This is a genomic window from Sphingomonas sp. LR60 (assembly GCF_036855935.1).
Lineage (GTDB): Bacteria > Pseudomonadota > Alphaproteobacteria > Sphingomonadales > Sphingomonadaceae > Sphingomonas.
Genome location: NZ_JASPFK010000001.1, coordinates 3,015,466 through 3,038,986, shown reverse-complemented (window position 1 = coordinate 3,038,986; position 23,521 = coordinate 3,015,466). Strand labels below are relative to the sequence as shown.

Genomic DNA, 23,521 nt, shown 5'->3' with positions numbered 1-23,521 from the left:
CCCCTCACCCCGACCAGCATCGGGTCGATCAGGCTCCCAGCCTGATCTGAACAGCGCTGCGCGCTATTCACCCGATGCTCCCCACAGGGGAGAGGGAGTATGACCCTTCATATCGCAGTCCTGATGGGCGGCTGGTCTGCCGAACGCCAAGTGTCGCTCTCCTCCGGCAACGGCGTCGCCGACGCACTCGAGTCGCTCGGCCACCGCGTCACGCGGATCGACATGGGGCGCGACGTCGCCGCGAAGCTTGCCGACGCGAAGCCCGATCTGGTCTTCAACGCACTCCACGGCACCCCCGGCGAGGATGGCAGCGTGCAGGGCCTGATGGACCTGATGGGCCTGCGCTACACCCATTCCGGGCTCGCCACCTCGGTGATCGCGATCGACAAGGTGCTGACCAAGCAGGTGCTGGTTCCGGCCGGCATCCCGATGCCCGGCGGGCGGATCGTCAAGAGCGCCGACGTCCACGCTGCCGACCCGCTGCCGCGCCCCTATGTGCTGAAGCCCGTCAACGAAGGCTCGTCGGTCGGGGTCGCGATCGTGACCGACGCGGGCAATTACGGCAACCCGATCGCGCGCGACGCGACCGGGCCGTGGCAGGAATTCGACGAGCTGCTCGCCGAGCCCTATGTCCGCGGGCGCGAGCTGACCACCGCCGTGCTGGGCGACCGGGCGCTCGGCGTTACCGAGCTGCGGCCGAAGTCGGGCTGGTACGATTACGACGCCAAATATACCGACGGGATGACCGACCATATCTTCCCGGCGGAGATCCCCGACGAGATCACACAGGCGTGCATGGCGTTGGCGTTGCAGGCGCATCGGGTGCTCGGCTGCCGCGGCACCAGCCGCTCCGACTTCCGCTGGGATGACGAGCGCGGGGTTGACGGCCTGTTCCTGCTCGAGGTCAACACCCAGCCGGGCATGACGCCGCTGAGCCTGGTTCCCGAACAGGCGCGGCATACGGGGATGAGCTACCCCGAGCTGGTACAGGCGATCGTCGACGAAGCGATGGTCGGGGCAGTGCAGTCATGAGCCGCACGATCAAGCGCGGCGCGGCGCCGCCGGGGCGCCGCCCGACCCCGAACCGGCGGCGGGTGCCCAAGGCGTCGCTGGGCGACCGGCTGCTCGCCAAGATGCCGATCAGCGAGGACGCGCTGCGCAAGGCGGTGACGTGGACGGTGCTCGGCGGGGTCGGCGTTGCGACGCTGTTCGTCGCCAATCTGCTGGGCGTCCCGCAGGCGATCGGCGCGGGCGTCGCCGAGGCGGCCGGGCGGGCCGGGCTGCGCGTCGAACAGGTCGACATCACCGGGCTCAAGCGGATGGACCGCGAGACGGTCTATGCGGTCGCGCTGGAGGATCAGTCGTCGCGCGCAATGCTGCGTGTCGATCTGGAGCGCGTCCGAGAGCGGCTGCTGGCCTATGGCTGGATTTCCGACGCCTATGTCGCACGGCGCCTGCCCGATCGGCTGGTGATCCACATCACCGAGCGCGAACCCGCGGCGATCTGGCAGGACAAGGGACAGCTGACGCTGATCGACGCGAGCGGGCGGTTGCTCGCGCCGGTCGATTCGTCGCGGATGCCCGATCTGCCGCTCGTCATCGGGCCGGGCGCGAACCAGCAGGAGCCGGGCTATCAGGCGCTGCTCGCCGCCGCCCCCGCGCTGCGCCCGCGCATCCGCGCCGCGACCTGGGTCGGCAATCGCCGCTGGGACCTGACCTTCACCACCGGCGAGACGCTGGCGCTGCCGCAGGACGGCGCGCCGCAGGCGCTGATCAAGTTCGCGCAGATGGATGGCGCCGACCCGTTGCTGGGCAAGGGGTGGCTGCGCTTCGACCTGCGCGACCCCAAAGATGTATGCGCGGCGCGCCGGGCAGGACAAGCAACAGGTCGCAGACGACGGCCGCAACGATCCGCCCGCCGATGCCGCGGCGGCGACGGGCAATAACGTGATCGGCGACAACGACCGAACGATCGAGGCGCGCGCAGGGGAAGCGTTGCGCTCCGGCGAAGCATGAGGGGGTAGAGCGATGGCGAAGGTAGCACCTGACGGCCTGATTACCGCGCTGGACATCGGATCGTCCAAGGTATCGGCGATGATCGCGCAAAAGGGCGATGGCGGCGAACTGGTCGTGCTCGGCACCGGCCAGCGCGAGAGCCGCGGTGTCAAGCGCGGCTATATCGCGGACATGGGCGCGACGGAGGTCGCGGTGCGCGAGGCGGTGGAACAGGCGGAGCGGATCGCGGGCTTCAACATCGAGAACGTCTGGGCCGGCTTCTCGGCGGGCGGGCTGGTCAGCGACGAGGCGTTCATCGAAGCCGAGCTGGGCGGGATGCGCATCGAGCAGGCCGATATCGACGCCTTGCTCCACGAAGGGCGGCAGTCGATCGACCCGCAGGGGCGGATGGTGCTCCATGCGCAGCCCGCGCTCTATACGCTCGACGGGCTGACCGGGGTGAAGAAGCCGCTCGGCCTCCACGCCGATCGGCTCGGCGTCCATATCCATGTCATCGCCGCGGACGGCTCGCCGGTGCGCAACCTCGATCTGTGCGTTCGGTCGGCGCACCTGGAAGTGAAGTCGATCATCGCCGCGCCGGTCGCGACCGGGCTCGCCTGCCTCACCTTCGAGGAGCGCGATCTGGGGGTTGCCCTCGTGGAGATCGGCGCGGGGATCACCAATGTCTCGCTGTTCGCGGGGTCGATGCTGGTTGGGCTCAAGTCGATCCCGTTCGGCGCGGCGGACATCACCGACGATATCGCCTCCGCCTTCGGCACCACGCGGTTGCAGGCCGAGCGGATCAAATGCTTCCACGGATCGGCCAATGCGAGCCCGCGCGACAATCACGAGATGGTGACGATTCGCGAGCGCACGCAGGAAGAGGATTCCGAAGCGCTCCAGATCACCAAGGCGGCGCTGATCGCGGTGATCCGGTTGCGGCTGGAGCATCTGGTCGGCGAGATCCAGGCGGCGCTCAAGGAATTGAAGTTCGAGGGTCCGGTCGGGCGGCAGGTGGTGCTGACCGGCGGCGGCGCCGAGTTGAAGGGGATCGCCGACTATGCGCAGCAGGCGCTGGGTCGATCAGTGCGGATCGGTCGCCCGCGCGGGCTGACCGGGCTGCCGGAGGCGCATTCCGGGCCCGGTTTCGCGACGCTGTCCGGGCTGGCGTTCTTCGCCGCGAGCGATCCCATCGATCTGCGCGGCCTCGCGCCGACGCAGCAAATGGTCCATCGTCAAAGGGGTTGCGCGGCTTCTGGAAGCTCGTGCAGGCCGCGAAGGCGAATTATTGACGCGACAACAGGGCGTTTCACGGTGTTTCCTCTTTCACCGCGCGCCCGCATGTTGCACATCGGTGTAAACGGCCCGTTATGAAATCAGCGACGCGGGCGGACGGAGTAATGTTGCGATGAGCATCGAATTCATCACGCCCGATCTCGACGATCTGACCCCGCGGATCACCGTGATCGGCGTCGGCGGTGCCGGCGGCAACGCGATCGCCAATATGATGCGGGCGGACGTGCAGGGCGTGAACTTCCTGGTCGCGAACACCGACGCGCAGGCGCTCAAGCAGTCGGAAGCGGAGCAGAAGATCCAGCTCGGCGCGAAGATCACGCAGGGGCTTGGCGCGGGCAGCCGTCCCGAAATCGGACGCGCCGCGGCCGAGGAGACGATCGAGGAGCTGGGTCGGCTGCTCGAGGGCAGCCACATGTGCTTCATCGCCGCGGGCATGGGCGGCGGCACCGGAACCGGCGCGGCCCCGGTCATCGCCAAGACGGCGCGCGACATGGGCATCCTGACGGTCGGCGTCGTGACCAAGCCGTTCAGCTTCGAGGGCAATCGCCGCTCGAAGTCGGCCGACGCGGGCATCGAGGAACTGCAGAAGTTCGTCGACACGCTGATCGTGATCCCGAACCAGAACCTGTTCCTGGTCGCCAACGCCAACACCACGTTCAAGCAGGCGTTCGAGATGGCGGACGAGGTGCTCCAGCAGGGCGTCCGCGGCATCACCGACCTGATGGTCATGCCGGGCCTCATCAACCTCGACTTCGCCGACGTCCGGTCGGTGATGCAGGAAATGGGCAAGGCGATGATGGGCACCGGCGAGGCGGAAGGCGACGACCGCGCGTTGATCGCGGCGCAGAAGGCGATCGCCAACCCGCTGCTCGACGGCGTGTCGATGCAGGGCGCCAAGGGCGTGATCGTCTCGATCACCGGCGGTGACGACATGCGCCTGCTCGAGGTCGACGAGGCTGCGAACCACATCCGCGAGCTGGTCGATCCCGATGCGAACATCATCTGGGGTTCGGCGTTCAACCCGGAGCTGGAAGGCAAGATCCGCGTCTCGGTGGTTGCGACCGGTATAGAGAGTATCGGTCAGGCGACCGCACCAGCCGCCGCCAGCGCGCCTTCCGAGCCGCCGCGTACCTTCAGCTTCTCCGCGCCGCGTCGCACCGATGCCGCCCCTGCGCCGGCCGCCGCCGCGCCGGCCGCGGTCTCCGCAGCGCAGCCGGTCGCCTACGAGCCGACGCCGGCCGTCCCGCCGCAGCAGCCGAGCGGTGCCGCCGCTGGTGCGATGGCCGAGGGTGTGCCGCCGGCCAATGGCGGGACAGGAATCGATCCATCGCCGGCGCATCCGGCCGAGGACGAATTGGTGCTGGGTGCCGAATCGCTGATGCCCGCCACGCCGCCGGCGGGTGACCCGCAGCGTCGCCGCTTCCTGTCGCCGGGCACCGAGGAGGAAACTCCCGCCCCCGCGCAGCCCCGCGTCAAGCTGGGTGGCACGCTGTTCGAGCGGATGCAGAACGCGACCCGCAACGCCGGTGGCCGCGCGGTCGAGGACGACGGGCGCGAGCCGGGCGACCTGCCGCGCTTCCTGCACCGCCAGAACAACCAGTAACCGCTCTGGCGGCGGTGCGCGGATCGACCGCGTACCGCCGCACAGGCTCGTTTCGTCGCAGCCGGGTCGGCCATGTCATTGCCGGTTCGGTGGCGACCGGCTCTATGGCGCGATGATCTGCCGTCCGTCCGCCTTCGTCGCCACTGGGTCCGCGGCGGTCGGCGCGATGCGGCACGCGGCCGCGATCCCGACACTTCCTTTTTCCGGTCCGTCCTGCTCCGTTGCGGGTGGGAGCGGGGAGCATTGCGCATGACCCATATCGCTCGATCGCGATCGGGACGTTTCCACCTTGCCGGCTGCCTCGCCCTGGTACTCGCCGCGGGCACGATCGTCGGCGCGGGCCAGGCGGCGGCACAGGAGGTGGTGGCGACCCCGAACCCCGACGCCGACCGGCTTGCCGATGTCGTCCGCCGTCTGGGCAGCGCGCCGCGCGACCTGTCGGCGCTGATCGAGGCGGGGGACCTGTCGTTCGCGCTGGGCGATGCGACCGCCGCTGCCGCGCTCTACAAGCGGGCCGAGGCGATCGATCCCAACAACGGCCGCGTCAAGGCGGGGATCGCGCGCATCCTCGTCAACGGCGAGCGGCCGGGCGAGGCGCTGCGCTATTTCGAGCAGGCGCAGCGAAATGGCGCGCCGATGCCGCAATATGCCGACGACCGCGGCCTCGCCTACGATCTGATCGGCGAGCAGGCGCGCGCGCAGCAGGATTATCGGCTCGCCTTGGCGCAGGGCGGTCGCGAGGCGGCGAAAGAGGATGAGATCCGCCGCCGCTACGCGCTGTCGCTGGGTATCTCGGGACGGCGCGACGAGGCGCTGGCCGAGATCGAGACGTTGGTCCGTCGGCAGGACCGTGGCGCGTGGCGTGCGCGCGCCTTCATCCTCGCGATGAACGGCGACGTGTCGGGCGCCAACAAGATCGCGGCCAGCATGATGCCGCGCGGCATGGCGGGCGGCCTGGCCGCGTTCTTCCAGCGGCTGCCGTCGCTGTCGCCGGTCGATCGTGCCTTCGCGGTCCATTTCGGCGAGGTGGCGCCGACCCCGTCGCGGCTCGCCGACGCACGGATGGTCCCGCCGCTTACCCCGCTGGCCGTGTCGCCCGTGCGCACGCAGGTCGCCGCGGTCGCGCCGACGGTTCAGCCGTTGCCGACGCCGCAGAAGAAGCTGTCGCGCAGCGAGCAACGCCGTCGCGACCGCGCCGCGCAGCTCGCGGCGGCGAACACGCGTGCGCCGGTGCCGACCCCGGCCGTCGCGACGCCCACGCCGATACCGGCGGCAGCGGCCCCCGTGCCCGTGCAGCAGGCGGCGGTGGAGACGCCGCGTCCGATACCGCAACCCACGACCGAGTCGGTCCGGCCGGCCGCGCAGGTCGCCGCCGCGATCCCCGCGCCTGCGCCTACGCTCCCGCGCCCCTCCGCACCGACATCCGTGGCGCAGATCCAACCGGTTCCTGCGCGGACGATCACGCCCGCGCCGCAGCTTGCCGCCGCGAACACCACGCCGCCACGCCCCGAGATCACGCGCCGCGCGCCGCCGTTGCGCGTCAGTCCGCCGCGGATCAGCGAGGATTCGATCCTCGCGCGAATCGTCGCGGGCATTTCGGTTCCCGCCGCCGAACTGGGCGTCGCGCCGATGCCGGGCGCGCAGCGTCTTCCGGTCGTCGCGCCTCCGGCTCCCGCCGCCGCGACGCTGGACGAAGCCGCGCGGACCGCCGAGCGCAATGCCGCCGCCGACGAGCAGAAGCGCACCAAGCTCGCCGCCGCCAAGCGTCTCTCGCAAAAGGCAGTCGCGGCGGCTGAGCAGCCGGAGGAGAAACCCGCCGCCAAGCCGCTCGATCGCAAGGCGCGTGCGAAGGAACTCGCCGCGGAGAAGGGGCGCAAGCAGGTCGCTGCGGAGGACATTGCGGAAAAGCCGGCGGCCAAGCCGCTCGATCGCAAGGCGCGCGCCAAGGAACTCGCCGCCGAAAAGGCCAAGAAGGAGGCCACCGCCAAGGAAGCCGCCGAGAAGAAGGCGGCCCGCGCGGAACCCGCCCGGATCTGGGTGCAGGTCGCGAGCGGCGCGAATGCGGACGATATGCCCAAGGCGTGGAAGAATGCGCAGGCCAAGGCCGACGCCCTCGCAGGCAAGCGCGCTTATACGGTCCCCAACCGCGCGACCAACCGGCTGGTCACCGGGCCGTACAAGACCGATGCCGAGGCGCGTGCCGCGGTCAACGCGCTGAAGAAGCAGGGCCTTTCCGCCTTCACTTTCACCAGCGAGGCCGGACAGAAGATGACGAAGCTGGACGGAAAGTAACATGGCCGCGCTGGCGCCCTGGGCGGCCGATCCGGCCCGCAGCCGCGGGCGGCTGCACCCCGAGGAAAGCGCCGATCGTGGCCCCCGCGACGCGTTCCAGCGCGACCGCGACCGGATCATCCACTCGATCAGCTTCCGCCGCCTGCGCCATAAGACGCAGGTCTTTCTCGCCCCCGACGGCGATCATTTCCGGGTCCGCCTGACGCACAGCCTCGAGGTCGCGCAGATCGGCCGGACGATTGCGCGCGTGCTCGGGCTCAACGAGGATCTGACCGAGGCGCTGTGCCTCGCGCATGACATCGGCCACCCGCCGTTCGGCCATGCCGGGGAAGACGCGCTGCGGCAGGCGATGGGCGCGGCGGGTGGGTTCGACCACAACGGTCATACGCTGCGCACGCTGATGCGGATCGAGCGCCCCTATCCACGCTGGTCGGGGCTCAACCTGACCTGGGAGACGCTGGAGGGGCTGGCCAAGCATAACGGTCCGATCGCGGTGCCGGCGTGGGCGCTGGCGGAGGCGGACGCCGAGGCGGCACTCGACCTTACCAGCCATGCCTCGCTGGAGGCGCAGGTCGCGGCGCTTGCCGACGACATCGCCTATGACAATCACGACATCGACGACGGGCTGCGCGCGGGGTTGCTGACGCTCGACCAGATCGAGGCGGTGCCGCTGGTGGCGGAGGGCTGGCGGCGGGTGATCGCGCGCTTCCCCGACGTGCCGCGCGAGCGGCTGGCGGGCGAGCTGATCCGCAGCCAGATCGGCGCGATGGTCAACGACCTGATCGCGGAGTCGCAACGGCAAATCGCCGACTCCGGCGTCGTGAGCGTCGAGGATGTGCGCGCCGCCGGCCGCGCGTTGATCGGCTTCTCCCCCGCGATGGCGACCGCCGAACGCGAGCTGAAGCGGTTCATGTACGCCAATCTCTACCACCATCCGCGGCAGGTGGCGGCGGCCACCGCGGCGCACCGCGTCGTGTCGGGCCTGTTCGCGGCCTATCGCGACGATCCCCGCTTGTTGCCGGAGGAATGGCGGGAGCGGTTGCCCGAGCGCGAATCGCACGTCAGTCGCCACATCGCCGACTTCATCGCGGGGATGACTGATCGCTACGCGGTGTCACGCTATCGCGAAACAGTCGGTGACATCGATTTGCCCGAAGGCTTCTGACCAGAACGTCGTTGCGAGCGTAGCGAAGCGATCCAGCGCCGGATCAGGACGCCCTGGATTGCTTCGCTACGGTCGCAATGACGGACCTTCTTCGTCGTCCCGGATCAAGTCCGGGACGATGAAAACATCAGATCAGTTCGTCGCGACCGACACCGGCGCGAGCGGACGTGCTGCGCGGAACGAGACGTTGCGGCCGTTGGCCTGTCCCGACACGCGCGTGCCGTTGACGGTCAGGCGGAAGCGACCGTTGCTGCTGCCGACCTCATGGCCCTGGATCAGCGTGGTGCCGTCCTGGTTCCCGGTCAGCGAGTAGACATAGGTGTGACCGTCGCGCGTGAAGCTGCGCTCGGCCGGCGCGGCGGCGGCAACGGCGGGGAGCAGCGCAGCGGCGGTCAGGGCGAGGGCGATCGAAGAGCGCATGAGGCGTTTCCTTGTGAGGAGATGATGCGGTGCAGCATCCGTGCTGCGCTGCAACAGTGCAATTGCCGGTCGCGCATTCGTCGTTGCGATTGCTGCAATCACACGTCGGCAGCGGCATTTTGCGTCCGCCTCGCCCTTGGGCTAAGCGGCGCGGCATGACGCTTTTCACCCGCTTCACCGCCCATGTTGACGCCGCGCTCGATGCGCTGACCGCCGCCGGCACGCTGCCTGCCGATCTCGATCGTCGCAACGTCACGGTCGAGCCGCCGCGCGACGCGACGCATGGCGATCTGGCGACCAATGCGGCGATGGTGCTCGCCAAGCCCGCCGGCACCAACCCGCGCGCGCTGGCCGAGGCGCTGGCCGGCGAGTTGCGCGCGCTGCCCGAGGTTGCCGAGGTGTCGATGGCAGGGCCGGGGTTCATCAACCTCCGGCTCCACGACGACGTCTGGCGCAAGGAGATTGCGACGATCGTCGGCGAGGGCAGCGACTATGGTCGCTCGACGCGCGGGCAGGGCGTGTCGGTGAACATCGAATATGTCTCCGCCAATCCGACCGGTCCGATGCACATGGGACATTGCCGCGGCGCGGTGGTCGGCGACGCGCTCGCCAGCCTGCTCGAGTTCGCCGGGCATCAGGTGATCCGCGAATATTACGTCAACGACGCGGGCGGACAGGTCGACGTGCTCGCCCGCTCGACGCACCTGCGCTACCGCGAGGCGCTCGGCGAGGAAGTCGGCGCAGTGCCGGAGGGGCTGTACCCCGGCGACTACCTCGTCCCGGTCGGACAGGCGCTCGCGCAGGAATTCGGCGACCGCTACGCTGCCGCGCCCGAGGGCGAGTGGCTGGCGCTGTTCCGCAGCCGGGCGGTCGCGGCGATGCTGGTGCTGATCAAGGACGATCTCGCGCTGCTCGGTATCCACCACGACGTCTTCTCATCCGAGGCAGAGTTGCAGGCGGCGAAGAAGCCCGAGGCGGCGGAAGCGGTGCTGCGCGCGCGCGACCTGATCTACGACGGCGTCCTCGAAGCGCCAAAGGGCGAGACGCCCGACGATTGGGAGCCGGTCGAACTGCCGCTGTTCCGCTCGACGCAGTTCGGCGACGATCAGGATCGCCCGATCCGCAAGTCGAACGGCAGCTGGACCTACTTCGGCGCCGACATGGCCTATCATTTCCAGAAGGCCGAAAGTGCCGATCAGCTGATCGACATCTGGGGTGCCGACCATGCCGGCACCGTCAAGCGTATCCAGGCCGCGGTCGCCGCGCTGACCGAGGGCAAGACGCGCTTCGACGTCAAGCTGGTGCAGATGGTGCGGCTGTTGCGTGGCGGCGAGCCGGTCAAGATGTCGAAGCGCGCGGGCAATTTCGTGACGCTGGCCGATGTCGTGCGCGAGGTCGGCAAGGACGTCGTCCGCTTCACGATGCTCACGCGACGCTCGGATGCGCAGATGGATTTCGACTTCGCCAAGGTGGTCGAGGCGTCGAAGGAAAATCCGGTCTTCTACGTGCAATATGCGCACGCCCGCGTTCACTCGCTCCATCGCCGCGCGGCCGGAGCCGGGATTGCGGCCGAAGGCGCCGATCTGTCCCGTCTTGATACGGAAGAGCTGGCGCTGGTGCGGCTCGCCAGCCAGTTTCCGCGTATGGTGGAAACCGCGGCAGCGGCGCGCGAGCCGCATCGTATCGCCTTCTATCTTTATGATCTGGCGGCAGAATTTCACTCGCTCTGGAATGCCGGCAACGATCGGCCCGACCGGCGCTTCCTCGTGCCCGACGATCACGCCGTCACCGCGGCACGGCTGTCCTTGGCCGCCGCGATCGGCCAGATTATCCGCAACGGCCTCGCCATCATGGGGGTAGAGGCGGTGGCGGAGATGCATTGATGCGTGAGGGGGAGCCGATCGGGCGGATGAGCGATGCGGATCGCCTGCCGTGGCTCGACACCGTCGAGGCCGACGATCCCTATGCCGTGCCGGTCGGGCGGATCGTCGCGCTGGTCGCGGTCGGGCTGCTGCTGCTCGCCGCGATCCTGTTCGGTTTGTACCGCTGGCAGTTTTCGGGCAGCGGCGGCGACGGGCGACTGATCGCCGCGCCGGCCGGGGACTATAAGGTTCGCCCCGACGAGCCCGGCGGGATGAAAGTGATCGGCGAAGGCGATTCGGCGATCGCCGCCAGCGCCGGCAGCCACACCGACGCCGCGATCGACCTCGCGCAGGTGCCCGAGGCGCCGGTCGCACGCGCCACGGCGCCAGTTCCCGGCGCCAGCGCGACCGCAGGCGGCGCGCCGACCGCCAGCGTGTCCGTGCCGCAGGCCGCCGCGCCGCTGCGCGCGCAACGCCCGGTCAGCGCACCGGCAACGCAGGTGTCGGGCGCGTCGTCGGGCGGGGCGATGGTCCAGCTCGGTGCCTTCCCCAGCCAGGCGGTCGCGAACGGGGCGTGGAGCCAGATCGCGCGTCGCTTCGGCTATGTCGCGACGCTCGAAAAGATCGTGCAGCCGGCCGTCGTGAAGGGCCGCACCGTCTATCGTCTGCGCGTCAACGCCGGTAACGCCGCCGCGGCCAGCGATCTGTGCGCGCGGCTGAAGCTGGCCGGCGAGGGCTGTTTCGTCACCGGATGAGGCGGAAGATGCCGCGATCGGGGAGCCGCACCGAGAAGGTGTAGTGCACCCCGATCGCGACCTGCAGCTGCGTCGACGAATCGGCACGGCGGATGAACGGCGAATCGGCGGCGTCACCGACCAGCCGTTCGTAGGTGGCCTGCGCCTCGAGGCCCCAGTGCCGCGAGATTTCCTTCGACGCGCTGCCGGTCAGCGCCAGCGAGCGTAGCCCCGCCTTGGGCGTATAGCGCTGCAAGCCGGTTGCTGCCGCGGCGCGATCGTCGACCCCGAACCAGGCACGCTGATAGCGCGCGTCACCCAGCAGCACGCGCGGACCCAGCGAGACCAGCCAGTCGTCACCGTCACGGCGGACATAATCCATGCCGAGCTGGCTGACCCAGCCCTTGTGCCCGTTGACGCCCTTGCGGATATCGCCGCGCCACCGGACATGCTCGTTCGACCACGTCTCGATCGACCCGCCCAGTTCGAGCGTCCGCCCGATGCCGGGCAGGCCGGGCACCAGATCGCCGTCGCGGCGCCGCCCCTCACGCCGCAGCGCAATCGCATATTCGGTGGTCCCGCGCCGTACCAGCGTCAGGTTGGTGCCGTCATCCGGCGCACCGAACGCGAATGGCGTGTCGCCGCGCGTGCGTGAGAGGCTGAACCACGGGCTCAGCCGCCGCTGATCGTCGCCGGGGAACCATGGCTGCCACTGCGGGCCCATCGCGACCTGCACGCGCATCGGCACCTGCGGCGGGGGCACGTCGGCAGGGGTGGTGGGTTGCAGCGCGCCGGGGTCGGCAGGCGGGGGCGCGTCCTGCGCGAGTGCGACATGGGGCAGGGTCGCGACGAAGAGGCAAGCCAGGCAACCCGAAACGCGCATCGTCTTCTCCTGCAATCGTCATTCGGGTCGCCGCCCTGAACAGCCGTACCATTCGGGCTGAGCCTGTCGACGCCCGTGCCCAATCACACGCCCTTCGACAAGCGCAGAGCGAGTTGCGCGCGCCGGTCGAACACTTGCGACGAACGCTCTTGCTAGACCGCACGCCTGGGCTTCCAAAGTCATTTCCTCCGCCGGGCGTTCCGCCCTAGAAGCGCGCGCATGAAGCCTGTGATCTTCGGCCTGTCCGGCCCCGTCCTCACCGCGGCGGAACGCGCCTTCTTCCACGCGGTGCGCCCCGCCGGCTACATCCTGTTCCGCCGCAACGTCGAGACCCGCGCGCAGCTGCGCGCGCTCACCGATTCGCTGCGCGAGCTGGAAGGCCGCGACGATGTCGCGATCCTCGTCGATCAGGAAGGCGGACGGGTCGCACGGCTCGGGCCGCCGGAATGGCCGGCATTCCCGGCCGGTCCCGACTTCGACCGCCTCTACGAACTGGCGCCGATGTCAGGGATCGAGGCGGCGCGCGCCAACGGCCATGCGCTGGGGCTGATGCTGTCGGAGGTCGGGATCACCGTCGACTGCCACCCGATCCTCGACGTCGCACGTCCCGAGACGACCGAGGCGATCACCTGTCGCGCCTTCGGGCACGAGCCGATGCGCGTCGCCGCGATGGGGCGCGCGACGCTGGAAGGGCTCGCAGCGGGCGGTGTGGTCGGCGTCGTCAAGCACATGCCCGGTCACGGCCGCGCGCTCGTCGACACGCATCACCACCTGCCGACAGTCACCGCCTCGGCGGAGGAGCTGGAAGACGATCTCGCGCCGTTCCGCACGCTGGCGCACGCGCCGATGGGGATGACCAGCCATATCGTCTATCAGGCATGGGACGCCGAACGCCCCGCGACGCTGTCGCCGGTGGTGATCGAGGAGGTGATCCGCGGGCGGATCGGCTTCGACGGGCTGTTGATGACCGACGACATCGACATGAAGGCGTTGTCGGGGTCGGCGGGGGACAAGGCGGCGGGCGCGATCGCCGCCGGGTGCGACGTGGTGCTCGATTGCTGGGCGCGGATGGCCGAGATGGAAGAGATCGCGGGGCGTCTTGGGGAGATCACGCCCGCGGCGCGCGAGCGGCTGGATCGGGCGATGGCGGGACGGGTGGAGGCGACGGGCGACATGGCGGCGCTGCTGGACAAGCGCGATCGGTTGCTGGCGTTGGCTTAGCTCTACTTCGTCGCCCCGGACTTGATCCGCGGCCCCGCTTCTTCAAGCATAGAGGTCGAACAGATCGAGCCAGTCGGGATTGTCGCCTACGATCAGCGCAAAGTTCCACGCGCGGCGCCAGCGTTTGGGCCGCTTCTCGTGTTCAATGCAGGCGTCGATCTGCTCGCTAGAATGTGGTCCATCAACTCTGACGTGTACCCCGGCGAAGGCCGTGGCCCAGCTGGGGGACGCTATTGATGTGCGTCGCGCTTCATCTCCTAGGCCTTCCCAACTGGGCCCCGGCCTTCGCCGGGGTACAATGAGGGATGGTTCAAGCCAGCTGACTCAAATTCTGAAGTCAGCGCATCCGAGCCCGGCCAGCCCATACTGCGCGCAGAACGCCGAAGCCTTGCGAGCTCAATGGAGCGCCACGCGCACGATCAAATCCGCCGTCACGCCGACGTACATCGTCCCGCGATACCGATCGGCCATGATGTAGACCCACCCGCCAGCCATCGCGGCAGGGGGAAGAAGCGGGGCCCCGGGTCAAGCCCGGGGCGACGCAGAATGGTGAGCGGTTCTCACCAATCCAACGTAGGGAGTGTTCACTGCCACGTGGCATGGTGAAGCTATCTCACCCCTGCTTGGCCAGCCACTCCTCCAGCCACTTGATCGTGTACGCGCCCTCGCGGAACTCGGGATCGTCCAGGAGCGCCTGGTGGAGCGGGATGGTGGTCTTCATCCCCTCGATCACGAACTCTTCCAGCGCACGACGCAGGCGGCGCAATGCGCCTTCGCGCGTGGTGCCGTAGACGATCAGCTTGGCGATCATGCTGTCGTAATAGGGCGGCACCTTATAGCCCGCGTACAGGCCCGAATCGACGCGGACGTGCATCCCGCCCGGTGCATGATATTGCTTCACCAGCCCCGGCGACGGCGCGAAGGTGCGCGGGTCCTCGGCGTTGATGCGGCATTCGATCGCATGGCCGCGGAACACCACGTCTTCCTGACGCAGCGTCAGCGGATGACCCTCGGCGATGCGGATCTGCTCGCGCACCAGGTCCAGCCCGGTGATCGCCTCCGTCACCGGATGCTCCACCTGCAGCCGGGTGTTCATCTCGATGAAGTAGAACTCACCGTTTTCCCACAGGAACTCGATCGTCCCCGCGCCGCGATAGCTCATGTCGGCCATCGCCTTGGCGACGATCCCGCCCATCCGCTCGCGCTCTTCGGCGGTGATGACGGGGAGGGGGCCTCCTCGACCACCTTCTGGTGGCGGCGCTGGAGCGAGCAATCACGCTCGCCGAGATGGATCGCCTGCCCGTTGCCGTCGCCGAATACCTGAAATTCGATGTGCCGCGGGTTGCCGAGGTACTTTTCCATATAGACGGTCGCGTCGCCGAACGCCGCCTTCGCCTCGCTGCCCGCCTGCTGCATCAGCGTCTCGAGCTGATCGGCCGACTGGCACACCTTCATGCCGCGCCCGCCGCCGCCGCTCGCGGCCTTGATGATGACCGGATAGCCGATCTCTTCCGCGAGCGCCTGCGCCTCGGCGACATCGCTGATCGCGCCGTCAGAGCCCGGCACCAGCGGCAGCCCGAGCGCACCCGCGGTGCGCTTGGCCTCGACCTTGTCGCCCATCACGCGGATATGCTCGGGCTTCGGCCCGACGAAGATCAGGTTATGCAGCTCGACGATCTCGGCGAACTTGGCGTTCTCGCTGAGAAAGCCATAGCCGGGATGGATCGCGTCCGCGCCGCTGATCTCGGCGGCCGAGATGATGTTCGGGATGTTGAGATAGCTGTCGGTCGCGGCCGGCGGTCCGATGCAGATCGCCTCGTCCGCGAGCCGGACGTGCATCGCGTCGGCGTCGGCGGTCGAATGCACCGCGACGGTCTTGATGCCCATTTCATGGCACGCGCGATGGATGCGCAACGCGATCTCGCCGCGATTGGCGATCAGCAGTTTCTTGATCTGCGGCATCCGCTTACTCGACCACCACCAACGGCTGGTCGAACTCGACCGGCTGGCCGTTGTCGACCAGGATCGCCTTGACGACGCCCGCCGACGGCGCGGTGATCGGGTTCATCACCTTCATCGCCTCGACGATCAGCAACGTGTCGCCGGCCGCGACGCTCTGCCCGACGCTGGAGAAGGGCTTCGCGCCCGGTTCGGCGGCGAGATAGACGGTGCCGACCATCGGCGAGCGCACCGCATTGGCGTCCGACGCCGCCGACGGCCCGGCCACGTCGACCTGCGGCGCGGCCGTCGCCGCGGGTGCGGCGGGTGCCGGCGCATAATGCATCGCCGGTGCGGCGTTGACCGCCGCCGCCTTGCGCGCGACGCGGATCTTGCGATCGCCGTCCTCGACCTCGATCTCGGTCAGCTGCGTGGTGTCGAGCAGCTCGGCGAGCTGGCGGACCAGATCGACATCGACCTGCATCGACCCGCTATTGTGTGAAATGTCAGCCATTGAACCCCGATTATCCCTGACCTTTGGTCGCGGCTCCTGTCAGAAGCGGGCCGCGGCTTCAAGCGCGAGCTGGTACGACAGTGCGCCGAAACCGGCAATGCTGCCCTTCGCCGCGCGCCCGACGAACGACGTGTGACGGAATTCCTCGCGCGTATGCGGATTGGAGAGATGCACCTCGATCACCGGCGTCCTGATCGCCTTGATCGCATCGTGGATCGCGACCGACGTGTGCGTGAACGCTCCGGCGTTGAGCAGTACTGCGCGCGCGTCATGCGCCTGCGCCTCGTGCAGCCAGTCGACCAGATGGCCTTCGTGGTTGGACTGGCGCATGTCGATCGCCAGCCCCAGCTCGCGCGCCCGGTCCTCCAGCGCGCCGGCGATATCGTCGAGCGTATCACGGCCATAGATATCGGGCTCGCGCATGCCGAGCAGGTTCAGGTTCGGTCCGTTGAGGACATAGACAATATCGGTCATCGCGGTGCACCATCGCACTCGGTGGCGGGCGGCGCAACATTGCCCCCGGCACCCGCGCGCCTAGGGCCTGCACTCAGTCGCAACAAGGTCGTGACGGAGCGGATTTTGTCGCCAGGCTAGGAGCAAGGAGGGAGCGATGCCAAAGCATCGTGACCGACGCGCGACGCCGCATGGCGCCGAAATCCGCCCGCCGCTTCGCGGTCGCCCGTGGAAGGCCGCCCAGCGTCGTCGTTCGCTTGCGGGTAGCTCCGCTACCCGGCTGCGCTGCACTCCTCGTGGGCGGCCTTACACGGGCGATCACGATCCTTGTTGCGACTGAGTGCAGGCCCTAGATGAACCCTATGGCACATACTGACGGCACCATCACCATTTCCGTGAACGGCGAGCACAAGCGCGTGACCGCCGGGATCACCCTTTCCGAGTTGGCGGAGTCGCTCGGGCTGGTGCCCGAAAAGGTGGCGGTCGAGCGCAACCTCGAGGTCGTCCCGCGCTCGACGTTGACGCAGGTGGTGGTCGAGGACGGCGACGAACTGGAGATCGTCCACTTCGTCGGCGGCGGCGATCACCCGGCCGTGGAGGCCGGCAGCAACCAGCGTGAGCCGATCACCGACGACACGTGGACGGTCGCAGGCCGCACCTTCCGTTCGCGGCTTATTGTCGGCACCGGGAAGTACAAGGACTTCGCCCAGAACGCCGCCGCCGTGGCGGCGTCCGGCGCGGAGATCGTCACCGTCGCGGTGCGGCGCGTCAACGTCAGCGATCCCAGCGCCCCGATGCTGACCGACTTTATCGACCCCAAGAAGGTCACCTATCTGCCCAACACCGCGGGCTGTTTCTCCGCCGAGGACGCGATCCGCACGCTTCGGCTGGCGCGCGAGGCGGGCGGCTGGGATCTCGTCAAGCTGGAGGTGCTGGGGGAGGCGCGTACGCTCTATCCGAACATGCGCGAGACGCTGAAGGCGACCGAGGTGCTGGTGCGCGAGGGCTTCAAGCCGATGGTCTATTGCGTCGACGATCCGATTGCGTCGAAGCAGCTCGAAGAGGCGGGCGCCGTTGCGATCATGCCGCTCGGCGCGCCGATCGGCTCCGGGCTCGGGATTCAGAACCAGGTGACGATCCGCCTGATCGTCGAGGGGGCGAACGTGCCGGTGCTGGTCGACGCCGGGGTCGGGCAGGCGAGCGACGCCGCGGTGGCGATGGAGCTGGGCTGTGACGGTGTTTTGATGAACACCGCGATCGCCGAGGCGAAGGATCCGGTGTTGATGGCGGCGGCGATGAAGGCGGCGGTCGAGGGCGGGCGGATGAGCTATCGCGCCGGCCGCATGGGCAAGCGCCGCTATGCCGATCCGTCCAGCCCGTTGTCGGGATTGATCTAAACCAAGGTTTGTCCCGCCCTTACGGAACCGCGTCGTTGCAGCACCGTTCTGTCGTCACAGGGTTTCGAGTAAGGAGATCGACGATGGGCGAGCTGACCGACAAGATCAAGGGCAATGTCAACGAAGCGATCGGCAAGGTTAAGGAAGCCGTTGGCGACCATAACCGTGATCCGAATCTCGCGGCCGAAGGCAAGGCACAGCAGGCCGAAGGCAAGGGCGAGCAGTTCAAGGGCAAGGTCAAGGGTGCGCTCGGCGACGACATCTGATCTGGCCTACGCCTGAGATTAAGAAGAGGCCGCTTCGTGCAGAACGAAGCGGCCTTTTTCTTCATCATCGCGGACGTGATTTAGGATCTCGCACCTTCTTTCTGCCGAGACGTGCAAAAACGGAAGGCGGAACTGAGATTTATTTTCGTCATTGCGAGCGTAGCGAAGCAATCCCGGGCGTTCTGATCCGTCCCTGGATTGCTTCGCTACGCTCGCAATGACGAGTTGGTGGTGGAGTTCGATCCACGCGGCTCGAAATGTTTCACATCGCCACCCCGGCGAAAGCCGGGCCCAGTTGGGAAGGCTGACGAAATGAGCCGCGACCTACATCATCAGCGTCCCCCAACTAGGCCCCGGCCTTCGCCGGGGTGACGCTTCCGCTTGAATGGATCACACGCCATCGCAGCCCGCGTCACGATCCAACATCAATCCGGCCACCGCCAGCATTGGCACCGATCGCACGAGCGGGAGAAACTACAGCACCGCCATCACCGGTCAGCCGACCGGCCGAGGCACGTGGCGCCTTACCCCTGCGGCGCCGCAGCAGCGCCCGCCTTCTGGAACAACTCGCCCAGCTCACCGGCCTCGTACATTTCCATCATGATGTCCGATCCGCCGACGAATTCGCCGCCGACATAGAGCTGCGGGATCGTCGGCCAGTCCGAATAGCCCTTGATGCCCTGCCGGATCGCCTGATCCTGCAGCACGTCGACGCTTTCGAACTGCACGCCCAGCCGCTCGAGGATGGCGATCGCCCGGCTCGAGAAGCCGCATTGCGGGAATAGCGGCGAGCCCTTCATGAACAGCACCACCGGGTTGCTCTTCACCAGCGCATCGATGCGGGCGTTGGTATCGTCGGTCATATCGTCTTCCTTGCGAATGCGGTCGTGCGTGCGCGCTTACTTCGGAACGGCGGTCGTCAACTGCAAGGCGTGGAGCACGCCGCCCATCCGTCCGCCCAGCGCGGCATAGACCGCCTGATGCTGTTTCACGCGCGGCATTCCCGCGAACGACGCCGCCACGACGCGCGCCGACCAGTGATCGCCATCGCCGGCCAGATCTGTCATCTCGACCTCCGCGTCCGGGATGCCGGCCTTGATGAGCGCGGCGATGTCGCTTCCTTCCATCGGCATCTGCGTTACTCCGGCTGCATCAACTGGCGACGCGCCTCGACGGCTTGATCGGTCAGCGCCTGCCGAACCGCCGCTTCGTCGATGTCGATGTTCGCCGCCGTCAGGTCGCCATAGACCTTGCGGACGACGTCCTCGTCGCCGGCTTCCTCGAAATCGGCCTGTACCACCGCCTTGGCATAAGCGTCGGTCTCGGCGGGGGTCAGCTGCATGAGTTGCGCCGCCCATTGCCCGACCAGCCGGTTGCGGCGCGCGGTGATCCGGAACGCCACCTCCTCGTCGCGGGCGAACTTCGCCTCGAACGCGCGCTCACGATCGTCGAAAAGGGTCATGCTGGCTCCCATCGGTCTATCACCGATGGATAGTGCGCGCCCCGCCGACATTCAATGTCGCTCAATCGGCGACGCGCACCACCAGCTTGCCGATCGCGCTGCGCTGGCCCAGTCGGGCGATCGCCGCGCCGCCCTGGTCGAGCGGAAACACCTCGGTGACACGCGGCGCGATCCGCCCCGCTTCCCACAAGTCGAGCAGGTGCAGGATATGGGCGCGATTGGCGGCCGGCTCGCGCCCCGCGAACGCACCCCAGAACACCCCGCACACGTCGCAGCTTTTCAGCAGCGTCAGGTTGAGCGGCAGCTTCGGAATGCCGGCCGGGAAGCCGACCACCAGATAGCGTCCTTGCCAGCCGATCGCGCGTAACGCCGGCTCGGCATAATCGCCGCCGACCGCGTCGTAGATGACCTGAAAGCCCTTCGATCCGCCGGCCTGTTTGAAGCGCTCCGCCAACGCCTTGGACGCCGGCTTGTCGAACGGTGCGTGCGGGTAGACGATCACGTCGTCGGCGCCGGCCTCGCGCACCGCCTGCGCCTTGTCCTCGCTCGACACCGCGCCGACCACCTGCGCGCCGAACGCCTTGGCCAGCTCGACCGCCGCAAGCCCGACCCCGCCGGCTGCTCCGAGCACCAGCACGCGATCGCCCGCCGCGACGCGCCCGCGATCGACCAGCGCATGGATGCTGGTGGCATAGGTGAGCAGCAGCGCCGCGCCTTCCTCGAACCCGCGCCCGTCGGGCAGCGGGTAGAGCGCGTCGGCGGACACGGCGCGTTGCTCGGCCAGTCCGCCCATCAGTACCGTACCCATCACCCGGTCGCCGACCTGCCATTGCGTTACGCCCGCGCCGATCTCGGCGACGATGCCGGCGATGTCCCCACCGGGCGCGAAGGGGCGGGGCGGTTGGAACTGGTAGCGGTCCTCGATCACCAGCACGTCGGGATAGTTGATCGAGCACGCCTTGATCGCGACCACCACCTCGCCGGGCCCGGCAGAAGGATCGGGCAATTCGCCGACTTCCAGAGTTTCAGGTCCGCCCGGCGCCCTCGACAGCAAAGCCCGCATGTGCCGCATCTCTCCTGATCCAGGGCCGCTCGTCGTCGAGCTGCTCCTCGAATTTCGAAATCGCGGTATCCTTTGCCAGCGTCAGCCCGACTTCGTCCAGCCCTTCCATCAGGCAGCGGCGGCGAAAGGCGTCCAGTTCGAACGGGAAGCGGTCCTGATAGGGGGTGGTGACGGTCATCGTCTCCAGATCGACCGTCACTGGATCGGTTTTCGCGACCTCGATCAGCCGGTCGACCGCTTCTTGCGGCAGCACGACGGGGACGATGCCGTTCTTGAACGCATTGCCCGAGAAGATGTCGGAAAAGCTCGGCGCAATCACTGCCTTGATCCCCATGTCACCCAGCGCCCAGGCGGCATGTTCGCGGCTCGACCCGCACCCGAAATTATCGCCCGCGATCAGGATCGGCGCGCCGGCGTAAGCGGGATCGTCGAAGATATTGCCCGGCTGCGCGCGCACCGTCTCGAACGCGCCCTTGCCCAGCCCCGATCGCTTGATCGTCTTCAGCCAATGCGCCGGGATGATGACGTCGGTGTCGATATTCTTGGCACCCCAGGGATAAGCGGTGCCCGAAACGCGCGTGACCGGCTCCATCAGCGCGCCGGACGGCTGGCCGGGATCGTGGCGCGCGCGATCGCGGCATAAGCGGCCACGCCGCTCAGCACCGAGCCGGCGATCAGGAAAACGAATACCTTCTTCATGACGCGTCCCCTATCCTCAACCCATCAGTTCGCGAACGTCGGCGAGCCGGCCAGTGACCGCCGCCGCCGCCGCCATTGCCGGCGACAACAAATGGGTGCGGGCGCCAGGTCCCTGACGTCCCACGAAATTTCTGTTGCTGGTCGAGGCGCAGCGCTCGCCCGGCGGCACCTTGTCGGGGTTCATCGCCAGACACATCGAGCAGCCCGGCTCGCGCCATTCGAAGCCCGCTTCGGTGAAGATCCGGTCCAGCCCCTCGGCCTCCGCCTGCCGCTTCACCAGTCCGGAGCCGGGCACGACCATTGCGCGCACGCCATCGGCGACGTGCCGCCCGCTCGCCACCCCGGCGGCGGCGCGCAGATCCTCGATCCGGCTGTTGGTGCAGCTGCCGATGAAGACATGCTGGACCGGCACGTCCTGCATCCGCATTCCCGGCGTCAGCCCCATGTAGTCGAGCGACTTCTGCGCCGCCTCGCGCTTCGACGGATCGGCGAAGCTGTCGGGGGCGGGGACGAAGCCGGTGATCGGCACGACATCCTCGGGGCTGGTGCCCCAGGTCAGCGACGGCGCGATCTCGGCGGCGTTCAGCACCACGCTCTTGTCGTAGCGCGCGCCTGCGTCGCTCGGCAGCGTCCGCCACCACGCGACGGCCTTGTCCCAGTCCGCACCCTGCGGCGCGAGCGGCCGCCCCTTGAGATAGGCGAAGGTCGTCTCGTCGGGCGCGATCATGCCCGCGCGTGCGCCGCCCTCGATCGACATATTGGCGACCGTCAGGCGTCCCTCGACCGAGAGATTGCGGATCACCTCGCCGGTGAATTCGATGACATATCCGGTCCCGCCCGCCGCACCGATCTTGCCGATGATCGCCAGCACGACGTCCTTGGCGCTGACGCCGAAGCCGAGCGTGCCGTCGACGCGCACTTCCATCGTCTTTGACGGCGACAGGATCAGTGTCTGCGTCGCGAGCACATGCTCGACCTCGCTGGTGCCGATCCCGAACGCCAGCGCGCCCAGCGCCCCGTGCGCCGAGGTGTGGCTGTCGCCGCACACCATCGTCGTGCCCGGCAGCGTGAAGCCCTGCTCGGGTCCGACGACATGGACGATGCCCTGCTTGGCCGACAAAGCGTCGATATAGGGCACGCCAAACTCGGCGACATTGTGCCGCAGCGCGCCGAGCTGCGCCGCGCTTTCGCGGTCGGCGATCGGCAGTTCATGGCCGTTCGCATCGACCCGCGCGGTGGTCGGCAGATTATGGTCCGGCACCGCCAACGTCAGGTCGGGCCGCCGCACTCGCCGCCCGGCGGCGCGCAGCCCCTCGAACGCCTGTGGGCTGGTCACCTCATGGACGAGGTGACGGTCGATGTAGATCAGGCAGGAGCCATCGTCGCGACGCTCGACCACGTGAGCGTCCCAGACCTTCTCGTACAATGTGCGGGGAGCGGAGGACATGATCCGCGGCTGTTAACCGAAAAGCATCGCGGGTCCAAGTTCACGCGTAACAAAATGGCGTGGGAAAGCTGCCCGGGGCGGCTTGACGGCGTGGGGCGCCGCCTTTTCAAGCTCTTACGAGGGCAATGCGCGATGATCCTCCGTCACTACGCCGACCGCGGTGACCTCCGCCTCATGCGAGGCTTCGCGGAACGTCTCTGCCAAGGCGGCAGCTTCCCACGCGCGCATCGCCGGTTGTTCCAGCATCCACGCCACCCAGCGTGCGCCCGCCTCGCCGACGTCGATGTCATAGGTGCGCACCCGGAACGCCACCGGTGCGAAGAAGGCGTCGACCGCGCTGAACGACGCGCCGGCCAGGAACGGCCCGCCGAACCGCGACAAGCCTTCTTCCCAAAGCTCCGCCAGTCGCGCGACGTCACGCGCGAGTCGCGGCGAGGTATCGTGCGGCGTCACGCGCTGTCCGACCGTCATCGTCCGCTCGTTGCGGAGCGCGGCGAAGCCGCCGTGCATCTCGGTCGCGGCGCACATCGCCCAGGCGCGCGCTGTCGGGTCGGTCGGCCACAGGCCGTCATGCCGCTCGCCGAGATACAGCGCGATGCCGAGCGAGTCCCAAACGGTCTTCTCGCCATCGATCAGCACCGGCACCTGCCCCGTCGGCGAGAAGGCGCGGAACGCGGCATAATTGTCCATCGACACGAACGGTTCGATGCGATCCTCGAACGCGATGCCGAGCGTCGTCATCAGCAGCCACGGGCGCAGCGACCAGCTCGAATAGTTACGGTTGGCGGTGATGAGCGTGTAGGCCACCGGC

At 68.3% G+C, this 23,521-nt stretch carries 22 protein-coding genes and 1 pseudogene; 11 read left to right on the top strand and 12 right to left on the bottom strand.

Annotated features, from left to right (window positions below; translation table 11 throughout):
* The first annotated feature begins 99 nt into the window (after positions 1-99).
* The 6 genes from QP166_RS14250 (at position 100) to QP166_RS14225 (ending at position 8,351) form a co-directional block, all read left to right on the top strand.
* Positions 100-1,032 (top strand): D-alanine--D-alanine ligase, encoded by a 933-nt coding sequence (locus QP166_RS14250; RefSeq protein ID WP_333916508.1) that lies wholly within the window; start codon positions 100-102, stop codon positions 1,030-1,032.
* Complete coding sequence (locus QP166_RS14245; RefSeq protein ID WP_333916507.1) at positions 1,029-1,946, top strand: cell division protein FtsQ/DivIB; 918 nt, start codon at positions 1,029-1,031, stop codon at positions 1,944-1,946. Before QP166_RS14250 ends, QP166_RS14245 begins: the two co-directional genes overlap by 4 nt.
* Before the next feature lie 82 nt (positions 1,947-2,028).
* Positions 2,029-3,369, top strand: a complete 1,341-nt coding sequence (gene ftsA, locus QP166_RS14240) for a cell division protein FtsA (RefSeq protein ID WP_333916506.1) — start codon at positions 2,029-2,031, stop codon at positions 3,367-3,369.
* A gap of 34 nt (positions 3,370-3,403) precedes the next feature.
* On the top strand, positions 3,404-4,894 hold the full coding sequence (gene ftsZ, locus QP166_RS14235; RefSeq protein ID WP_333916505.1) for a cell division protein FtsZ: 1,491 nt from the start codon (positions 3,404-3,406) through the stop codon (positions 4,892-4,894).
* 249 nt (positions 4,895-5,143) lie between these two features.
* Complete coding sequence (locus QP166_RS14230) at positions 5,144-7,186, top strand: SPOR domain-containing protein (protein ID WP_333916504.1); 2,043 nt, start codon at positions 5,144-5,146, stop codon at positions 7,184-7,186.
* Position 7,187: 1 nt separating this feature from the next.
* Positions 7,188-8,351: a deoxyguanosinetriphosphate triphosphohydrolase gene (locus tag QP166_RS14225; protein ID WP_333916503.1), complete on the top strand. Its 1,164-nt coding sequence runs from the start codon at positions 7,188-7,190 to the stop codon at positions 8,349-8,351.
* Between the two features lie 132 nt (positions 8,352-8,483).
* Here the strand turns inward: QP166_RS14225 and QP166_RS14220 are convergent, their stop codons facing one another.
* Complete coding sequence (locus QP166_RS14220) at positions 8,484-8,771, bottom strand: hypothetical protein (protein WP_333916502.1); 288 nt, start codon at positions 8,769-8,771, stop codon at positions 8,484-8,486.
* 155 nt (positions 8,772-8,926) lie between these two features.
* Here QP166_RS14220 and argS point away from each other — a divergent pair, with 155 nt between their 5' ends.
* Positions 8,927-10,654 (top strand): arginine--tRNA ligase, encoded by a 1,728-nt coding sequence (gene argS, locus QP166_RS14215; RefSeq protein ID WP_333916501.1) that lies wholly within the window; start codon positions 8,927-8,929, stop codon positions 10,652-10,654.
* Positions 10,654-11,388 carry an SPOR domain-containing protein gene (locus QP166_RS14210; protein WP_333916500.1) on the top strand — a complete coding sequence of 245 codons (735 nt, stop codon included), beginning with the start codon at positions 10,654-10,656 and terminating at the stop codon, positions 11,386-11,388. The genes argS and QP166_RS14210 overlap by 1 nt, the downstream gene beginning before the upstream one ends.
* On the opposite strand, the gene QP166_RS14205 is transcribed toward QP166_RS14210, so the two are convergent.
* Entirely contained in the window at positions 11,378-12,250 is an 873-nt protein-coding gene (locus QP166_RS14205; protein WP_333916499.1) for a MipA/OmpV family protein, read from the bottom strand. The two genes, QP166_RS14210 and QP166_RS14205, sit on opposite strands and share 11 nt — an antisense overlap.
* A 219-nt stretch (positions 12,251-12,469) precedes the next feature.
* Between QP166_RS14205 and QP166_RS14200 the strand changes: the two genes are divergently transcribed.
* Positions 12,470-13,471, top strand: a complete 1,002-nt coding sequence (locus tag QP166_RS14200) for a glycoside hydrolase family 3 N-terminal domain-containing protein (protein ID WP_333916498.1) — start codon at positions 12,470-12,472, stop codon at positions 13,469-13,471.
* A 613-nt stretch (positions 13,472-14,084) separates the two neighbouring features.
* Here QP166_RS14200 and accC read toward each other — a convergent pair.
* The 3 genes and pseudogenes from accC to aroQ form a co-directional block, all read right to left on the bottom strand.
* Positions 14,085-15,433: pseudogene (gene accC, locus QP166_RS14190) on the bottom strand (acetyl-CoA carboxylase biotin carboxylase subunit).
* A 4-nt stretch (positions 15,434-15,437) separates the two neighbouring features.
* Positions 15,438-15,923: an acetyl-CoA carboxylase biotin carboxyl carrier protein gene (gene accB, locus QP166_RS14185; RefSeq protein ID WP_333916497.1), complete on the bottom strand. Its 486-nt coding sequence runs from the start codon at positions 15,921-15,923 to the stop codon at positions 15,438-15,440.
* 39 nt (positions 15,924-15,962) lie between these two features.
* Positions 15,963-16,397 (bottom strand): type II 3-dehydroquinate dehydratase, encoded by a 435-nt coding sequence (gene aroQ, locus QP166_RS14180; protein WP_333916496.1) that lies wholly within the window; start codon positions 16,395-16,397, stop codon positions 15,963-15,965.
* Positions 16,398-16,738: 341 nt separating this feature from the next.
* Here aroQ and thiS point away from each other — a divergent pair, with 341 nt between their 5' ends.
* Both thiS and QP166_RS14170 read left to right on the top strand, forming a co-directional pair.
* A complete protein-coding gene (thiS, locus tag QP166_RS14175; protein WP_333916495.1) occupies positions 16,739-17,773 on the top strand; it encodes a sulfur carrier protein ThiS in 1,035 nt (344 codons plus the stop codon).
* An 83-nt stretch (positions 17,774-17,856) separates the two neighbouring features.
* Positions 17,857-18,039 carry a CsbD family protein gene (locus QP166_RS14170; RefSeq protein WP_184040035.1) on the top strand — a complete coding sequence of 61 codons (183 nt, stop codon included), beginning with the start codon at positions 17,857-17,859 and terminating at the stop codon, positions 18,037-18,039.
* A gap of 524 nt (positions 18,040-18,563) precedes the next feature.
* Here QP166_RS14170 and grxD read toward each other — a convergent pair.
* The 7 genes from grxD to QP166_RS14135 form a co-directional block, all read right to left on the bottom strand.
* Positions 18,564-18,902 carry a Grx4 family monothiol glutaredoxin gene (grxD, locus tag QP166_RS14165; protein ID WP_333916494.1) on the bottom strand — a complete coding sequence of 113 codons (339 nt, stop codon included), beginning with the start codon at positions 18,900-18,902 and terminating at the stop codon, positions 18,564-18,566.
* Between the two features lie 36 nt (positions 18,903-18,938).
* Positions 18,939-19,172: a BolA family protein gene (locus QP166_RS14160; RefSeq protein ID WP_333916493.1), complete on the bottom strand. Its 234-nt coding sequence runs from the start codon at positions 19,170-19,172 to the stop codon at positions 18,939-18,941.
* Positions 19,173-19,177: 5 nt separating this feature from the next.
* The gene (locus tag QP166_RS14155; RefSeq protein WP_333916492.1) at positions 19,178-19,501 is read right to left on the bottom strand and encodes a DUF1476 domain-containing protein; all 324 of its coding nucleotides are present in this window, start codon (positions 19,499-19,501) and stop codon (positions 19,178-19,180) included.
* Between the two features lie 61 nt (positions 19,502-19,562).
* Positions 19,563-20,564, bottom strand: coding sequence for an NADPH:quinone oxidoreductase family protein (locus QP166_RS14150; RefSeq protein ID WP_333916491.1), 1,002 nt, complete (start codon positions 20,562-20,564; stop codon positions 19,563-19,565).
* Positions 20,527-21,156 carry a 3-isopropylmalate dehydratase small subunit gene (gene leuD / locus QP166_RS14145; protein ID WP_333916490.1) on the bottom strand — a complete coding sequence of 210 codons (630 nt, stop codon included), beginning with the start codon at positions 21,154-21,156 and terminating at the stop codon, positions 20,527-20,529. The genes QP166_RS14150 and leuD overlap by 38 nt, the downstream gene beginning before the upstream one ends.
* Positions 21,157-21,279: 123 nt before the next feature.
* Positions 21,280-22,710 carry a 3-isopropylmalate dehydratase large subunit gene (leuC, locus tag QP166_RS14140; protein ID WP_333916489.1) on the bottom strand — a complete coding sequence of 477 codons (1,431 nt, stop codon included), beginning with the start codon at positions 22,708-22,710 and terminating at the stop codon, positions 21,280-21,282.
* A 114-nt stretch (positions 22,711-22,824) separates the two neighbouring features.
* Positions 22,825-23,517 carry a glutathione S-transferase family protein gene (locus QP166_RS14135; protein WP_333916488.1) on the bottom strand — a complete coding sequence of 231 codons (693 nt, stop codon included), beginning with the start codon at positions 23,515-23,517 and terminating at the stop codon, positions 22,825-22,827.
* Positions 23,518-23,521: the final 4 nt, after the last annotated feature.

What these genes read in the sequence shown, in the direction of transcription:
- QP166_RS14225 (WP_333916503.1), top strand. Translation starts at nt 7,188, where the DNA reads ATGGCCGCGCTGGCGCCCTGGGCGGCCGATCCGGCCCGCAGCCGCGGG.
- QP166_RS14155 (WP_333916492.1), bottom strand. Translation starts at nt 19,501, where the DNA reads ATGACCCTTTTCGACGATCGTGAGCGCGCGTTCGAGGCGAAGTTCGCC.
- accB (WP_333916497.1), bottom strand. Translation starts at nt 15,923, where the DNA reads ATGGCTGACATTTCACACAATAGCGGGTCGATGCAGGTCGATGTCGAT.
- aroQ (WP_333916496.1), bottom strand. Translation starts at nt 16,397, where the DNA reads ATGACCGATATTGTCTATGTCCTCAACGGACCGAACCTGAACCTGCTC.
- QP166_RS14220 (WP_333916502.1), bottom strand. Translation starts at nt 8,771, where the DNA reads ATGCGCTCTTCGATCGCCCTCGCCCTGACCGCCGCTGCGCTGCTCCCC.
- QP166_RS14250 (WP_333916508.1), top strand. Translation starts at nt 100, where the DNA reads ATGACCCTTCATATCGCAGTCCTGATGGGCGGCTGGTCTGCCGAACGC.
- QP166_RS14205 (WP_333916499.1), bottom strand. Translation starts at nt 12,250, where the DNA reads ATGCGCGTTTCGGGTTGCCTGGCTTGCCTCTTCGTCGCGACCCTGCCC.
- QP166_RS14200 (WP_333916498.1), top strand. Translation starts at nt 12,470, where the DNA reads ATGAAGCCTGTGATCTTCGGCCTGTCCGGCCCCGTCCTCACCGCGGCG.
- leuC (WP_333916489.1), bottom strand. Translation starts at nt 22,710, where the DNA reads ATGTCCTCCGCTCCCCGCACATTGTACGAGAAGGTCTGGGACGCTCAC.
- ftsZ (WP_333916505.1), top strand. Translation starts at nt 3,404, where the DNA reads ATGAGCATCGAATTCATCACGCCCGATCTCGACGATCTGACCCCGCGG.
- QP166_RS14245 (WP_333916507.1), top strand. Translation starts at nt 1,029, where the DNA reads ATGAGCCGCACGATCAAGCGCGGCGCGGCGCCGCCGGGGCGCCGCCCG.
- QP166_RS14210 (WP_333916500.1), top strand. Translation starts at nt 10,654, where the DNA reads ATGCGTGAGGGGGAGCCGATCGGGCGGATGAGCGATGCGGATCGCCTG.
- ftsA (WP_333916506.1), top strand. Translation starts at nt 2,029, where the DNA reads ATGGCGAAGGTAGCACCTGACGGCCTGATTACCGCGCTGGACATCGGA.
- QP166_RS14160 (WP_333916493.1), bottom strand. Translation starts at nt 19,172, where the DNA reads ATGCCGATGGAAGGAAGCGACATCGCCGCGCTCATCAAGGCCGGCATC.
- leuD (WP_333916490.1), bottom strand. Translation starts at nt 21,156, where the DNA reads ATGGAGCCGGTCACGCGCGTTTCGGGCACCGCTTATCCCTGGGGTGCC.
- QP166_RS14230 (WP_333916504.1), top strand. Translation starts at nt 5,144, where the DNA reads ATGACCCATATCGCTCGATCGCGATCGGGACGTTTCCACCTTGCCGGC.
- thiS (WP_333916495.1), top strand. Translation starts at nt 16,739, where the DNA reads ATGGCACATACTGACGGCACCATCACCATTTCCGTGAACGGCGAGCAC.
- grxD (WP_333916494.1), bottom strand. Translation starts at nt 18,902, where the DNA reads ATGACCGACGATACCAACGCCCGCATCGATGCGCTGGTGAAGAGCAAC.
- QP166_RS14170 (WP_184040035.1), top strand. Translation starts at nt 17,857, where the DNA reads ATGGGCGAGCTGACCGACAAGATCAAGGGCAATGTCAACGAAGCGATC.
- QP166_RS14150 (WP_333916491.1), bottom strand. Translation starts at nt 20,564, where the DNA reads ATGCGGGCTTTGCTGTCGAGGGCGCCGGGCGGACCTGAAACTCTGGAA.
- argS (WP_333916501.1), top strand. Translation starts at nt 8,927, where the DNA reads ATGACGCTTTTCACCCGCTTCACCGCCCATGTTGACGCCGCGCTCGAT.